11 protein-coding genes are annotated in these 16,051 nt (G+C 45.1%); 2 read left to right on the plus strand and 9 right to left on the minus strand.

The genetic code is table 11. The features are described 5' to 3' along the window. Nucleotides 1-3 precede the first annotated feature (3 nt). Nucleotides 4-936, minus strand: coding sequence for a ribokinase (gene rbsK, locus KN811_RS18005; protein ID WP_187964894.1), 933 nt, complete (start codon nt 934-936; stop codon nt 4-6). Nucleotides 937-1,199: 263 nt separating this feature from the next. Further along, entirely contained in the window at nt 1,200-2,240 is a 1,041-nt protein-coding gene (locus KN811_RS18010; RefSeq protein WP_187964895.1) for a nucleoside hydrolase, read from the minus strand. A gap of 489 nt (nt 2,241-2,729) precedes the next feature. Here KN811_RS18010 and KN811_RS18015 point away from each other — a divergent pair, with 489 nt between their 5' ends. Beyond that, nucleotides 2,730-3,737, plus strand: a complete 1,008-nt coding sequence (locus tag KN811_RS18015; RefSeq protein ID WP_187964896.1) for a LacI family DNA-binding transcriptional regulator — start codon at nt 2,730-2,732, stop codon at nt 3,735-3,737. Nucleotides 3,738-3,808: 71 nt separating this feature from the next. On the opposite strand, the gene KN811_RS18020 is transcribed toward KN811_RS18015, so the two are convergent. The 7 genes from KN811_RS18020 to KN811_RS18050 form a co-directional block, all read right to left on the minus strand. Next, entirely contained in the window at nt 3,809-5,257 is a 1,449-nt protein-coding gene (locus KN811_RS18020; protein WP_187964897.1) for a carbon starvation CstA family protein, read from the minus strand. Nucleotides 5,258-5,354: 97 nt separating this feature from the next. Beyond that, nucleotides 5,355-7,070, minus strand: coding sequence for an FAD-dependent oxidoreductase (locus KN811_RS18025; protein WP_187964898.1), 1,716 nt, complete (start codon nt 7,068-7,070; stop codon nt 5,355-5,357). 431 nt (nt 7,071-7,501) lie between these two features. Next, nucleotides 7,502-9,025: a sulfatase family protein gene (locus KN811_RS18030; RefSeq protein ID WP_187964899.1), complete on the minus strand. Its 1,524-nt coding sequence runs from the start codon at nt 9,023-9,025 to the stop codon at nt 7,502-7,504. Nucleotides 9,026-9,038: 13 nt separating this feature from the next. Beyond that, nucleotides 9,039-10,490: a sulfatase gene (locus KN811_RS18035; protein ID WP_216334934.1), complete on the minus strand. Its 1,452-nt coding sequence runs from the start codon at nt 10,488-10,490 to the stop codon at nt 9,039-9,041. Between the two features lie 57 nt (nt 10,491-10,547). Beyond that, nucleotides 10,548-11,225, minus strand: a complete 678-nt coding sequence (locus KN811_RS18040; RefSeq protein WP_187967350.1) for a GDSL-type esterase/lipase family protein — start codon at nt 11,223-11,225, stop codon at nt 10,548-10,550. Nucleotides 11,226-11,391: 166 nt separating this feature from the next. Next, nucleotides 11,392-12,891 (minus strand): sulfatase family protein, encoded by a 1,500-nt coding sequence (locus KN811_RS18045; RefSeq protein WP_187967351.1) that lies wholly within the window; start codon nt 12,889-12,891, stop codon nt 11,392-11,394. 62 nt (nt 12,892-12,953) lie between these two features. Further along, nucleotides 12,954-14,612 (minus strand): sulfatase family protein, encoded by a 1,659-nt coding sequence (locus KN811_RS18050; RefSeq protein ID WP_187967352.1) that lies wholly within the window; start codon nt 14,610-14,612, stop codon nt 12,954-12,956. Between the two features lie 253 nt (nt 14,613-14,865). Between KN811_RS18050 and KN811_RS18055 the strand changes: the two genes are divergently transcribed. Then, on the plus strand, nt 14,866-15,966 hold the full coding sequence (locus KN811_RS18055) for an AraC family transcriptional regulator (RefSeq protein ID WP_187967353.1): 1,101 nt from the start codon (nt 14,866-14,868) through the stop codon (nt 15,964-15,966). The last annotated feature ends 85 nt before the right edge of the window (nt 15,967-16,051 follow it).

Below are 16,051 nucleotides of genomic sequence, written 5' to 3' on the forward strand. Positions count from 1 at the left end.
TGATTATGAGTTCTCGATCAAACTGTTTTTGGAAATGAAAGCCTCGACCTGATGCCTGTCCGGAATAGAAGGCTGGGCTCCCATTTTAGTGACAGATATAGCAGCAGCGGCCATTGAAAATCTCAAAGCCTCCTCCCATTCCATTTTGCGGCTGAGCGCGGCGGCCAGTGCACCGCAAAACGTATCCCCCGCCGCTGTGGAATCTACCGGTTTTACTTTATAAGCAGGCAGATGCACGATTTCTTTGGTCTTTGTTCCATACAACAATCCGTTTTCGCCTAAAGTGAGGATAACCTGTTCGGCTCCTTTTTCCAATAAATGCCGGATCGCCTCTTCGGGGTCTTTCCGTACATTTATACCACTGATGGTCTCAGCTTCTGTTTCGTTTACTATTAAAATATCCACCAGTTCCAGCAATTCCTGCGGTATGGCCTTGGCAGGGGCAGCATTTAACACCACCTTTTTATTGTTATCCCTTGCTTTCCGGCCTATTTCCAGGTTCGTCAGGACAGGGATCTCCAACTGCATCAGCACGATATCTGATTTTTTTATGGTTTCCTCCAGTGTGGTGAGGTTTTCCGGCAACAGGTCTTCATTGGCTCCGGCTATGATCACGATATTGTTTTCCCCATTCCGGTCTACGGTGATCAACGCTACTCCGGTCGGTTTATCTTCGGAAAGCATCATATAGGAAACATCGAGCCCTTCGGATTGATAATTCTGTTTTATGGCCATTCCGTTTTCGTCTTCCCCTATACAGGAAATAAACAACACATCTGTTCCGGCCCTTTTTGCAGCTATGGCCTGGTTTCCTCCCTTACCTCCCATCATCTGTAAAAACGAATTCCCCGTTATCGTTTCCCCGGGCCGCGGAAAATCATCTACGGTAACAATAAGGTCCCTGTTTGAGCTTCCTATTACTAATACTTTCTCCATTTATATTTATTTGTTTGGCAGACAGCAAAATTCCTTTGGACGGGGTTGAGAGGATTGAACGAGATTGAATCAGATTGAAGTAGATTGAATCCCGACTTCGCCGGGAGATTGATTTTAAAAGCTGTTTTCAATCTCCTTCAATCTTCCCGTATAGCGGGACCAATCCCCTATCAATCTTTCAATCGGTCAGGATAAGACCGGGCTCTCAACAGCCTGTCCCAAAAGCCGTTTTGCCGTGCGCAATAAGTTTATTTAAGTTCATTTTATTTCGGTTTGTGCATCATCAGGGCTTCGATCTCCCTGGTCAGCGCACCTACTTCCATTTCCCTGACCAGGCGGATATGCGGGCCTTCCGGGTCATCTTCCCAGGTGCTTATCCCGTCTTCCGAGGCTGTGAACTTCCCTCTCAGGGCGGAATAATACGGTGCGAAACCCCTTGCAGCGGCAAGTACGGCTGTTTGATCCCAGCTGGGCCTGCCTTTCCTGTCAACAGACCGTTTTGATATCCCTTCCCTGTATGGAATGGTAATGGGGGTCTCTTCTCCCGAACTTATCAATTCCATTCCCGTAATAACATCTTTCCCTATTTCAAACCCGCTGAAAATGACCGGGGTCGGCCAGTGACTGATAGCATAGTGTGATGCCTCCCGATCCTTTCTTACATTTGCTTCTTTCCCCGTCTCAAAATTACCCGCCATGGCCACCCACTTTTTCACTTTTTTCTTTACCAGTTCCATTCCGTTCATGTCTGATATTGAATCCGGGGGTGATTGCAGTAAATTTTTCATGTTCGTTAAATAGCCTACAGTGACGATCGTAACCGATGTATCGGGTTGGTTGCGGAGCAGGGAACGATAAACCTGCACCGCTCCGGGGACATCGTCATTGCTTTTTATCGTGTGCGGAAAATTGGCCACCAGGGTATCGGGCCAGCGCAGGTTCCGGGAATCCCGGCTTGTTCCTGATATCTTTGGTGCTCCTATCGGTAAATCCGGCCTGCCGTAATAGGTATTGATAACCTCAATTGTCGGTGCCACCAGAGGGCTTTGGTTGGAAGCGATGGTCCCAAGGATCCGGACCTCTCCCTTATCTGCCAGTGCATGCAGCATAGCCATGGCCCCGACATCGTCATAATCGCCACTGATATCGGTATCCATGATTACCGGGACAGCTTCCGGTTTTGTATCAGCATTCTGCTCCTCCCTGTTCCCGGCCTTTTTTGAATTTGACTGACAGGAACAGCATGTCCAGCCGATAACACTCAACAACAAGAAAGGTAACAGGATTGAAAAAATTTTTCTCATTTTCTTTATCAATTAGGTTAAAACCAGCAGGCATTCACCGGTCTTTTTTTTAAATCAAGGCATTTGACATATCTGAACAAAAAGAACAATTTTAATAGCACAAATACTAGTTTTTGCGCTAAAACTTACGGATTATTCTTTTTCTAAAAGCAGAACCATTTAAACCAAACACTAATCATATATACATTATTAAAGTATTATTTTTAATGATTTACGTAATTATTTCGACTTATTTTAACAATTTACTCAAAAATAACCCCTATTTCTCAGCTAATATATATCAAAGATTTCTCATGAACAAACGTTTGTTCTTAATTTATTATATTTTCCTAAAAAAGTTAATAATCAAACTACGTTTCAACCCTTTAATTATGGGCATTCTAGTTAAAATCACCGTTTTTCCCCGTTCTTTAAATAAAATATTTGCACAAAATTTGCGCTATAATCAGACAGGGATTTAGTATCTTTGATTTTGTAAAAATTTCCGTAATGAAAAGAACAAGTATCACGGACATTGCGAAGGCCACAAATCTGTCTATATCTACAGTATCAAGAGTTATAAACGGAAAGGCCAGGGAATACCGCATCGGGGAGAAGTCGCAGAAACTGGTATTGGAGACTGCTAAAAAACTCAATTACAAACCCAATCATGCGGCTGCTAATTTGCGCTCCGGCAAGAGCCATACCATTGCGCTGCTCATCCCTACACTGGACAATCCTTTTTTTGCAAGCCTGGCCAGCAAGATCAACAATGATATCAGAGAGGAAGGATATACGACCATTTTGAGTGAAAGCGGTGAAAACCTCGATCGCGAAAAGGAAATTCTGAAAAACCTCCTGTCCAGAAACATTGAGGGATTGGTCATGGTGCCCTGCGGACAGGAGTTCGACCATATACTGGGGCTGGAAAGCAAAGAACTGCCCATCGTATGCGTGGACAGATATATTGATGAACTGGACCTCCCCTACGTATCCACAGACAATTACTTCGGGGCTTATGAAGCAACAGAACTGCTGATCAATTCAGGGCACAGGAATATCCTGGGTATCCAGGGTGAGCTGCAGTCCATCCCCAATCAGCAAAGGGCACTGGGATTTACGGCAGCCCTGAAAGATGCGAACATAGACCTGGTGAACCTGAAAGGAGACAGTTTCAGTGTTCAGAACGGTTATCTGGAAACAAAACTGGCACTTCAAAACCCGGATATCCCCACGGCCATCTTCGCCTTTAGCAACACCATTGCCCTCGGCTGCCTTAAGGCACTTAAAGAAGACCAGTTGAGAATACCCGAAGATGTGTCTTTGATATGCTTTGACGACCACCCCTTTCTTGAGTTTCTGTCAACACCGATAACCAGTGTGGCCCAGCCGGTAAGCGATATTGCCAGGCTCTCTACGCGCTTCCTGTTTTCACTGATCAATAAAACTCCCCTCGAATCGCAGAAGATGCTGTTTAAGCCTCAAATAAAAATACGCGAGTCCATTAAGAAAATGTGATTGGAGTCTTGGAGTTGGTGAGGTAATGAATTCCGGCATTATATGTGTTACACTAAAAACTCCGGAACTCATCAACTTTGAACTGTTTTTACGATAATATTTTTATATTTCCGGATGTATGCCTGAAATAGTATCACAACCAGGGTTGTGGCTAAAAATCCTCCTCCGTAGGCATAATTATTCGGCAATTCAAATCCTTCCGGGGCTATCAGGATATAGGTTGTGCTCACTGCTGTCATAAATACAGCGGGAATATAGGTTACCCATGCCGGTTTATCCTGGAAAATAAGGTATGCTGTTATGGTCCACAGCACAACGACGGCCAGGGTTTGATTGCTCCATGCAAAATACCGCCACAGAATTCCGAAGTCTACCTGTGTCAGCACAAATGCTATAACAAAAAGAGGAATACTTAAATAAAGCCTTTTTACCAGCTTTCGCTGATCCATTTTAAATATATCTGCCAGGATAAGCCTGCACGACCGAAAAGCGGTATCGCCTGAAGTGATGGGAGCTGCAACGATACCTATTAAGGCGAGGATGCCCCCCACTCCACCCAGCATATTCCGGGAAATTTCATTGGCTGCCCATGCCGTGTTATTATCATGGGTTGCCATAGCTTCATTGAGCCCTGAAACATCGCTAAAGAACACCATGGAAACCGCAGCCCAAACGAGAGCTACCACACCTTCCGTGATCATGGCCCCGGAAAAAATTCCCTTTCCGGCCTTTTCACTTCGGATACAACGGGCCATTAACGGGGACTGGGTGGCGTGAAAACCGGAAATGGCGCCACAGGCAATGGTAACGAACAATATGGGAAAAAGCGGGGTTTCTTCGGGATCAGCGGTCATGTTCCTGAGGTTCGCCATGGTGATTTCCGGTATATGGTAGTCATCTGTAAATAATACGATCATCAACCCGGCGGTCATCAAAAACATCGCCAGGCCGAATAGGGGATAAAGTCGGCTGATCAGTTTATCAATGGGTAGAAGTGTGGACAGGAAATAATATCCGAAAATGATCAGCACCCATATCCAGACACTAAAGGCCCCTGCGGTCATCCCGTCTATTATTTTGGCAGGCCCCATAACAAATACGGTCCCCACAAAAATGAGTAAAACAACAGTAAAAACACGCATCAGCTGTTTGATCCACGGCCCCAGGTAGATCCCCACCACTTCACTGATACTCAAACCGTCGTGGCGAAGGGACAGCATCCCCGAAAAATAATCGTGGGCAGCTCCTGCAAAAATACTTCCAAGTACGATCCAGAGAAAAGCCGAAGGCCCGAACATGGCTCCTGCAATAGCGCCGAAAATAGGCCCCAGTCCGGCTATATTGAGGAACTGTATCATAAAGATCTTCCAGGCCGGCAGGGGAACAAAATCAACATCATCCGTCATGCTCATCGCCGGGGTCGGACGATTTCTGTCAATCCCGAAGACTTTTTCGAGGAAAGATGCGTAAAATACATATCCCAGGATCAAAACTGCTATGGAAACTAAAAATGAAATCATTAAATTTTGGTTTGTAAAAGATTGATAGGAAATTGAAATGTTTAGAATCAATCTCCCGTGTTATCGGGATTCAATCTTCCATCAATCTTTCGATCAATCAGGGTAAAAGTCTTTGTCCGTCTGCGAGCAATTGTTTTCTCAGTGTCTCATACGGTATATCCTGAACTGCTTTTTCTGTATTGACTGCCATAACTGCGATCGTTGCTGCTGATTGTCCCAGCACCATGAATACGGGTTCCATCCGGATTGATCCGAATGCGATATGTGATGCACTTAAACAAACTGGGACCAACAGGTTTTCACATTCTTCCCTCGCAGGCACTATGGAGCGGTAGCTTATGGGATATGGCTTAAAGCCATGAGCTTCGACATTACCTTCATTCTGTACATATCCGTTGGCATCTACATAGCGTTGCACATGATGGGAATCCATACCGTAGGCAGCCAGCCCGATCGCATCTTCCGCGACCTTTAATCCTTCACAGTTGTGCTGGGTCATTACATAGTCGCTGATCATTCGCCTTGCCTCCCTGATATAAAGTTGTTGCTGCCATCCGTCGGCACTCTCAAATTCGTCTTTCGCCGTCCCCCACCTGGAGACCTCTTTGCGAATTTTTTCCGGGATCCGCGGGTGGTTGGCCAGGGTCCACATCAATCCCATCTGATAATTCTTATGATCTTCAATGATCTTTTCCCTTTCCTTATAAGAGGCTTCGGGATAGTCGTAGTTCATTCCGATATAATCCGTAGAAAAACCAAACCTGTTGTTCGTATCGGTCTTCCGGTTCGGCATTCGCGAATTGATCCAGGGGATTATTCCCTTGCCATAGCTATACATTTCTTCCAAAGCCCCTTTCCGGGCTTCAAAATTTCTAAATAACAACTCATAATCTTTCTCATCGTAGCCCGGAGGTTTTTGAAAGGGAATACGATTCTCGGGATGATCCGTCAGACACATTCTAAAGCAATAGGCCTGGACCTTTTGGTCTCCCTCACCTTCAAGCCCCGGCTTTTCATTGATATTGGGCAATAAACCACTGGAAGGATCGCCCTTGATCACATATGGGTCCACCCCGGGGATCAGGTTGTGTTTGGATGCGTTAAAGGAAACCGGACCGGACAAAGACCTGTTGATCTTATTGAGCTGTACCCCGTTTAACGTCTCCCCGTATGTGGCATTGCTCTCACGCCCTACGGTATAGGTTATCCCGGCGGTGGCCATCAGATCTCCTTCATATGTGGCATCGATAAAAACGGTCCCGGTAAATGTTTTCCCGTCTTCCATTGTTATGGACTGTATCCTGCCATTGACTTTCTTAACGCCGGTCTCCCTGTTCAGTCTTTCGTTATATATGACTTCGATTTTTTCTTCAGCGATCATGTCCCGGAAAACAGAAAGTGCCGCCGAAGGTTCGAAGGTCCACATGCTGTTCTCTCCTTTCCCGGTCCTGGTCTGTCCGCCATCGGAATATTCCTCCTTTTTTTGCCATTTCCAGTGCTTCGGATCGTCGTAATATTTTTTGATATTTTCATAGAACTCCCTCGAAATCCCGCCAATGGCCTGTTTGTTTCCAATGTCAGTTTGGCCCAGGCCTCCGGTGGTGAGCCCGCCTATTCTGTTTGTCGGCTCAATAAGTACGACAGATCTCCCCATTCTGCTGCATTGAATGGCTGCTGTTACTCCTGCAGAAGTTCCTCCGTAAATAATTACATCTGCTTTTACCTGATCTTTAAATGCCGGTTGTTTGGATTTGCAGCTTGTCCACAGGATCATGGCGAGGAAAACTAATATACAATGTCTGAAATAATTCATTATTTTCATTTTTAATTTTGGTCATCTTATCCTTGAACGATGTATAAAAGATTGATGCAGGATTGAATTAGATTGAATCCCTACTGCGTAGGGAGATTGACTTTAACAACGATCCAATCTCCTTCAATCTTGCGGCGTAGCCGAGGTTAATCTCCTATCGATCTTTTGCCCTGTCAGTATATTGATTCTATCAAAAAACAAATTTTCTTATCTGCTTAAGAGACTGTCTAAATTCTTTTAATCCCTCTTTTAATAAAAGATTCTTTCATTTTTGGTCCCCTCCTAACTTCCCCTAAGGGGAGGAACATACAACTCCCCTCCGCTTGTGCTGAGTGTAGTCGAAGCATGGGAGGGCCGGGGGAGGACTTTTTACAAGAGATTATACTTCCTGAAAAAGTAAATTTAGACAGTCTCTAAGTTTAATTTAAAATTCAACGTGTTGTTGAGCTTCCTTCTAATATTTTGTGCAATTCGCTTTTCATCTTCCCGACCTTATCGGGATATTGCTCCGCCAGATTGTTGCTTTCGGAGGGGTCATTCTGAAGGTCATAAAGCTCGTAACAGGTATTTCTCCCTTTTTTCGGGAATTTTATGAGCTTCCATTGCCCGTCCCTGAGCCCGTAGACATTACTACTGGATTGTACCACTATGGAGGTCCTTTTGTTGTCATTTTCCCCCTGAAAGGCAGTCAGGAGATTAAACCCGTCTGTTGTCGTTCCGTTCCCGAGTTCATATCCTGCTACGGGCGCCAATGTTGCCATGACATCATTAAGCCCGAATAACTGGTCGCTCTTCACCCCGGCGGGAAAATGTCCCGGCCAGGCAGCGATAAGGGGAGTCCGTACGCCTCCCTCATAGGCGGTCCATTTGCCTCCCCGTAAAGGAAAATTGGGCTTGTGCCCGGCGGTATCCGTTCTGGTACCTTCCGGCATGTTATCACCGGGGTTCTTCGTCCCGAACTGGGAGCCGTTATCACTGGCAAACAGTATGATCGTATTTTCTTTAAGCCCTGATCTTTCCAATTCGTCCAAAATCTGCCCTACATAATGGTCCAGCTCATGTACGTAATCGGCATAAGCTCCTGCTCCGGTTACACCGATAAAATCCGGGTGCACAGCAAGCGGTACGTGGGGTACATAGGGGCTGAAATAGAGAAAAAAGGGCTTGTCGTTTTCCTTTTTCGAATACTCCCGGAGGTAGTCAATACTTTTTTCGGTAATAAAGGGCAGGTAATCTTCCAATGGGATCTTTTCCAGGTTTTCTGTACCGGAAGCTGCATCGATCGTATATTTCTTATGAATAACCGATCCCATAATCCTGTTACCGTCGAGAATCCAGCATTCGCTGGGACTGCTAAATCCCAGCCACTGATCGAAACCCCGGTCCGTAGGTCCATCACTTACTGCCTGACTGACATCAATGTTTGCGCCATTATCTTCGGCATAAAATGCTCCGTATCCCGCAGGTTTTTTGCCATCGGTGGTAGGAAATAAAGTTCCCAGGTGCCATTTTCCGAAACCTGCTGTTTCATATCCCGCTTTTTTGAGCATCTGCGGCAAGGTGAGCTGACCCGGTGCTATCATGGATCGCTCATAGTTTTTCATCGCTCCGGATTTATTCCAGCTTCTCCACGGATAGGTTCCTGTCATCAGGGCATAACGTGAGGGGGAACAAACCGCCACAGGGCAATAGGCTTCCGTAAACATGATCCCCTGTGATGCCAGCTTGTCTATATTGGGCGTAGGGACTTTGGAATGCCGGTTATAAGCACCGAGGTCTCCATATCCCATATCATCCGCAAGGATGATCAATACATTGGGCCTGCCGGATCCCTTTTCGGGGGTGTGCCCGCAGGAAAATACCAGGAGAAGTCCTATTCCTATAATCCCGATACCGTATTTTATCCGGAACAAAAACACCGATTGGAGTACTGACCTGTTTTCTAATAATTTCATCTGTTATGTTCAATTATTCATTCCCTTTAAAAACACTTCTTTTTTTAATGCGTTGTTGCAGCGTTTTACTTAAATGGCGGATGGTATCCCGATGGGATTCGTATTTAGCAAGGTTGTCAAATTCCCCCGGGTCATTGACCTTATCGTACAATTCCACTCCTTTTTCTCCTTTATCCCATTCGGTATAACGCCAGCGTGAAGTACGGAGGCTCCGCCCTCTGAATTTCCACCCTCGCCCTCTTTCTGAGCGGCGCTGAACGGCGGTATTGGCCAGCCCGCCAAATTCCGCTTCAGGATCATCCAGCAAGGCTTTAAAACTTTTCCCCTGTAAATAGGAAGGGGCTTCCAGACCGGCTATGTCTGCTATGGTCGGATAAATGTCAGTAAATTCTATGATTCTTGTCGTTCTTTCGGAAGCCCCTTTCATTCCGGGCACGGAAATAATTACCGGGGTATTGGTCGATTCTTCGAAAAGATTGCGTTTCTGCCACATGCCATGTTCTCCCAGGCTATAACCGTGGTCGCTCATAAAGATCACTATGGTATTGTCTTTTAAGCCCAGTTCTTCCAGTGAGCGCATCACTTTTCCGACCTGTTCGTCCATAAAAGAGATACTGGCGTAATAAGCGCGTATAATTTCACGCTGTTGTTGCTGGGTCATTCCCATATCTTTCTTATAAACCCTGAGCGCAAGCCCGGGGATATCGTCCCTGTCATTGGGAGGGTTGTACGGCAGGGTTATTTTATCGGGGGGATACAGATCAAAAAACTTCCGGGGGGCAATATAGGGGCAATGCGGGCGAAAAAAACCGGCGGCGATAAAAAACGGTTTATCACCATGTTCCTTCAGGAGTTTTATAGTTTCACCGGCAACGAGTTCATCGGTATGAAGCGCCGTGGTATCGGGGACTGAAAGATAGGCGGCAGCCGAACCCAGGCCCATTTCGGGAGTAAAATTGATCACCTGGTCTTCCAGGGCAACATCAACCCCCTTCGGATTTACCACCTTGTTCCAGGAACGAGGGTCGTCCAAACCACTGGTTCCAATATCTCCCGGTACACCCATGTGAAAAATTTTCCCGACCCGCCCCGAAAAGTACCCGTTCTGTTTGAATAACTGCGGCATGGTCACCGCGTCGGGAACTTCAGTCCTGAAATATTTCTTGTTGCCCGGGGTTTTGGTCACGTCCGGGCTCAGTCCTGTGAGAATGGCCACCCGGCTCGGCCCGCACAAAGGCACTGTACAGTAGGCGTTCTGCAATGTCAACCCGTCTTTGGCCAGGGCATCTATATTCGGGGATTTTATCCGGTTGTTCCCGAAGGAGTTCAGGTCCGTACTCAGGTCATCTGCCATAATGAGCAGTACATTGTAATGTTCTCTGTCATTACCGGTTTTATTCTTTTCCTGGGCGTATGAAACCAGTGTAATTCCCAGAAAAAGGCATTTTAACAGGTTGAATTTCATATTTTTTTGATTTATGCAACGTGTATTCATGGTATTCAGTCCGGAAAAGGTTCTGAACTACGGGGTACTTTCTTTATTTGTCACCAGCAACGGGCCTATTTGTTCCTGCCAGATGGTATAGCCCCGGGGATTCATATGCAGTTTATCCTTTTTGAAAATATAGGGAAGTGGCTTCCCCCTTTCGTTGAGCATATGAGTGGCTACATCGACATAGGCTACATTTTGTTTTCTCCTGATAAAACGCTCAATACGGCGGTTGGCCTCGGCCATATCGGGATACTTGCGCCAACGGGTAATACTGGGTTTTATGGATACAAAGATCAGCCGGGCCCCGGGAAGTTCCTTTTTAAACCGCCTGTGAAATTTTTTGAAAAGCCTCTTCACTTTTCCGGGTGACTTTCCTGAAGCTATATCGTTCTCACCGGAATACAGCACTACCTGATCCGGTTTGTATTTGGCGATGATATCATCAAAATAATACAGGGCATCAAAAAGACGGGAGCCTCCGAAACCCCGGTTAATAACCCTGTGATCGGGGAAACAGGAATCCAGTTGTTTCCAACCTCCGACCGAAGAACTCCCGGTAAATACAATGACACCCGGATCGGGCATAGACCGGGCATCCTGCTGCTTAAACCTGTTTATCTGCTTCTGAAAGACAAGAGGATTATCTGGCCTTTGCGCGTAAGTTCCCGATGGTATGGAGATCAATAAAATTAAAAGTAGATATTTCATACATTTATTTTTTAGCTGGTAGAAAGACGGTGATTGGTGATTCATGGATACCATATATATTTTTCATTAGCTTATTCGCCTTTATTTAATCAACTTTCCCGGGGTAAATTCACGAGATATTCAAACGAGCAAGCCTTAACTCATTTCGAGACACAGCATCGGGAGATTAAAACCTTCCTTTTTCCTCCGACCGGTCCGCATTTTCCTTTTCTCCCGGCATTTCCCCCCGTTTTCTGAAATTTTTCTCAATCTTCTCACCGGTGTCCCGGGTATACCAATCCCCGGTGAGTTCTCCGGGTATGTCATCCCCGGTCTCTTCCATCCATGCTGTTAAAACATCCCGTAACTGACTTCGTATCAATTCGTTCTGCTTCTTTAGTTTTTCTCCTTTAAGGGATTTTTTGTTTACGACATTCCTCACCTGAAGGGGATCGTCTTTTAACACAAACAATTCTTCGGCAGGCCTGGGAGCTACAAAGACATCGGACTGGGCGGGGGACAGTTTCCCTTCTTTCCCTGCTTTTACCAGGGATCTGAAAGAAGGGCTGTTAACAATATCCAAAGGCCCCTGGTTGGGTAACTCCGGACGGGAATTGAGAATATATAAGTGTTTTTTTGTCCGGACCATTCGCTCATGGGCTTCATAGTCGTGCCAGTTGTGCTCGGCAAAAGCATATTTTCGGAAATCCTTATCCGGGTGATCAAATAATGCTTTAAAGGTCTTTCCCTGGAAGGTTTCCGGAGGCTCAATCCCGCAGATGTCCAAAATCGTCGGGGCTATGTCGATACTGCTTACCAGGCTGTTGCTTACCCTTTCTCCTTCAATACCTTCAGGCCAGTGAATGATCAAAGGGGTTTTGATCCCCGAATGGTACATCCTGGTCTTATCCCTCGGGAAAGGCCTGCCGTTATCGGACATTACGATAATGACGGTATTATCGTAAACCTTTTGTTTCTTTAACTCCTTTACGACTTCACCTATATGGAAATCAAAACGTTTGATCTCGTCGTAATACCGGGCGAGGTCAATTCTTGTGCTATCATCATCAATGAGCGTTGCAGGCACCTCTATTTCTTCGGGGTCATGGGTGTCCGAAAACTCATTTTCGCCCCATTCCCTATGCGCATCGATCGAAGCAAACCAGAAGAAGAACGGTTTGTTCTTATCCCTTTCTTTCAGGGATGGGAGCCACCTGGCTTCTCCCCCGTCACCAATCTCACCGGGTTTTGCATAGATCCGGTCAAATCCCTGCTTTAATAATTTTCCCATATGCCATTTTCCCGCCTGTCCTGTGTAGTACCCTTTTGCCCTGAGCTTTGAAGCGATGGATTCAAAGGCGACCTTAGGTTGTGTATGCAATTCTGCCGCACCTGTATTGTGCGGATATCTGCCTGTTATGATACTTATTCTGCTCGGACTGCAGGAACTGGTTGTTAAAATGGCATTATTGAACTTTAACCCGTTTTTTGCCAGCTCATCAATATTCGGAGTCTGTACAAATGGATTCCCATAAGCACCGAGATCATCGAAACTTACATCATCGGCTATGATGAGTACTACATTCGGGGGATTTGTCCGGTTTTCCTGCCCTATTGTATTCCCACTACATATGCACAATATGAATAAACACAGGTATGACCGGACTTTTAAAACTATTTTTATCATAATATTGTTTTTCTGAATCACCGGGATATCAGAGGAAATGACAGGGTAAAAATTTCCGGTCTTTATTTTTCTTTTCTTATGGATTGATGTTCGAGATAGGTATTTAAATATTCTTGCTGTAATTCATCAGAATCTCCATATTGTTCGCGAAGTTCTTTCAATTTCTGATGCAGATCTGCCCTTACTTCCGCATATTCGGGATCATCGTATATGTTATTCATCTCGTCCGGGTCTTCTTTGAGATCATACATTTCCCATTCATCAATGTCGTAATAAAAATGTATGAGTTTATATCGCTTCGTAGAAACCCCGTAATGCCGTTTTACCATGTGTACCGACGGGTATTCATAATAGGTATAATAAACGGCATCGCGCCATTTCTTTGATTTTCCGCTCACCAGATCCCGGAACGACTCTCCCTGCATTGCTGACGGAGCCTGTACTTTGGCATAATCCAGAAGTGTCGGGGCAAAATCCAGGTTCTGGACCAGTTCGTCGATAACGGTCCCCGGTTTGATCTCTTTCGGGTATCGCATTAGCAAAGGTGTGCGAAAGGACTGTTCGTACATGAACCGCTTGTCGAACCAACCGTGCTCCCCGAGGTAAAATCCCTGGTCGGAAGTATATATAACAATGGTGTTATCGGCAAGGTCGTTCTCTTCGAGGTAATTTAAAAGCTCTCCCACACCATCGTCAACAGATTTAATGGTACGCAGGTAATCCTTGATATAGCGGTTATATTTCCACAGGGCTATTTCCCTGTCGCGGGTTTCGGCATCTTTAAAGACTTTTTTCGAGGTTTTAATATCTTTAAATGTCTTTTCTCCCGGAAAGTATTTTTCTATAAAGGCCTTGTTTTTTGGGCCGTAAGCCGCTTCCCACCGGGAGCGCTGCTCTTTGTTGAACCGCTTTAATTGATTATCCAGGCCGGTCTTATTTCCTTCGGGGCCGATCAGAAATTTAAAATCGTGCCCCCACATGGCATGGCCTGCAATTTCCATTTCCTGGGTTTTGGCAGCCGTACCGCGTCCTTCGTATCCTGTTTCCGCATCAAAGAAATTATCAGGCGGAGTAAAGCTCATCTCATCATACAGGTTCAGATATTCAGGCGCAGGTTTCCAATTACGATGAGGCGCCTTTTGATTATAGATCAGAAGAAAGGGTTTTTCTTTATCGCGATCTTCCTTTAACCATTTAAGGGCATATTCGGTGGTGATATCCGTCACATACCCCTCAATACGTTTGCGTTCTCCGTTGACCATAAAATCCGGGTTGTAATAGTGGCCCTGCCCTGGCAATACCATAGAAAAATCAAATCCCTGGGGAAGCCCGTCAAGATGTATCTTGCCGATCATGGCCGTAGCATAGCCTGCCTTTTGCAGTTCTTTCGGAAAACTCTCCTGGTCCCAGTTAAAGGGTTGTACATTGTCTACCTTACCATTTATAAAGCTGTGTTTGCCGGTAAGGATCACCGCACGGCTGGGGGCACAAATGGAATTGGTCACCGTGGCCCTGGTAAATATCGCTCCCTGATCGGCCAGTTTATCGATGTTCGGAGTTTCATTTAAACCGTGGCCATAGGCGCTGATGGCCTGGTAGGCATGGTCATCGCTCACCATTAAAATAATATTCGGCCTTTTGCCCTTTTCCTGCCCCCGGACCGGAAAAGAACATATAAATGCCGTAAAAAACAAAAGGTATACCAGGGTATCTGATCTCATCGCTAACGGTTTTTACCGGCAATTTATGAATGTTTATTTTAAAATCCGTACTGCACTGTACTGGAAAGCATGAGCAAATAAATGTAGTACAGCGAATTTTATAGCTTTTAACAAATACAAATGCCTTAACCTCTGCGTGTTTCAAACATTTTTAACTTTTCTTCTTAAGGAGGATTAGATATATTTAGTATCTTGATACACTATATCATAGATAACTTCAACCTGCTATTGTTCAGCGCATAATTACAGAAAAATGAGTATTGAAGAAATCGTTTTAGCATCCTTTTCCGTACAGGCAGTTTTGCTAGGGATCTTTTTATTGATCAAACGTAGCGGAAATGTATATGCAAACCGGATATTCGCTTTTTTCCTGCTCCTTTTTGCCTTTGGTATTTATTGTATCTTCACTTATTGGGGCGATGTAAACAAAAATACTTACCTGGCCGTGATCTATGCTTTCTATATCCCGTTCTCGCTATACGGATGTACCTATTATTTCTATATCCGGAACATGGCCACGGGGATTCGCATCACTATCGGGGATTTTTACCATTTTATCCCGTTTCTGGCGGTTTTAGTGCTGTTTGGAGGGTATATTTTTTCACCGATGGAAGCTAAAATATATGCTTATGAACACAAAGCCCTGGAACAATATGAAATGATGATCCCTGCCATTGATTATGTCCTGACAGCATTTCTCATTGCCTATGCCGTTGTCAGTTATATAAAATTCGTCCGTTTCTACAGTGGAAATGCCAACCTTAAATTGTGGTTACGGGTATTAAGCCTTGCATTTATAATGTTCTCGGCAACATTTGTTGTCTATATCACCCTGGTTTTCCTGGATGCACTGACCAGGAACCTGGATTATCTCATATGCTACTTTATGGTTTTTTTTATTGGTGTTGCCTCCTATTTTTCGATACTTTATCCGGGGGTCTTCAGTGGCAAGCCGATAGCAAGGCCTTTCCCTTTCGGCAAATATGTAACATCGGGGCTGTCGGCAAATTTCTCAAAAGAACTGAAAGAGAAGCTGGAACTTCTGATGCGCAATGAGAAGCCTTTTCTCAACCCGGAGCTCAAACTGGATGACCTTTCGGAAATGCTGGATATATCGAGGCACCATACCTCACAGTTGATCAATGAACAGTTTAATATGAGCTTTTACGAATTTATCAATAAACACCGTATTGAGGAAGCCAAGGTTCTGCTCATAGAGTATTGCGATCAGAGTGTTGAACAGATAGCCTTCGAGAGCGGGTTTAACAATAGAGGGTCGTTCTATAAATTTTTTAAACGGGTGGAAGGCATTACCCCGTCTGATTACCGCAACAGGAGTTTAATGATATCCTGACCCTACATCCCCCTTCTGCTACATTTGCCGACCGAAGTATTTATCGGTTATTTCTCTGTCTATCTTTATAAAGGTTAACATCTAC

This window comes from Sinomicrobium weinanense, from assembly GCF_018863395.1.
Taxonomy (GTDB): Bacteria; Bacteroidota; Bacteroidia; order Flavobacteriales; family Flavobacteriaceae; genus Sinomicrobium; species Sinomicrobium weinanense.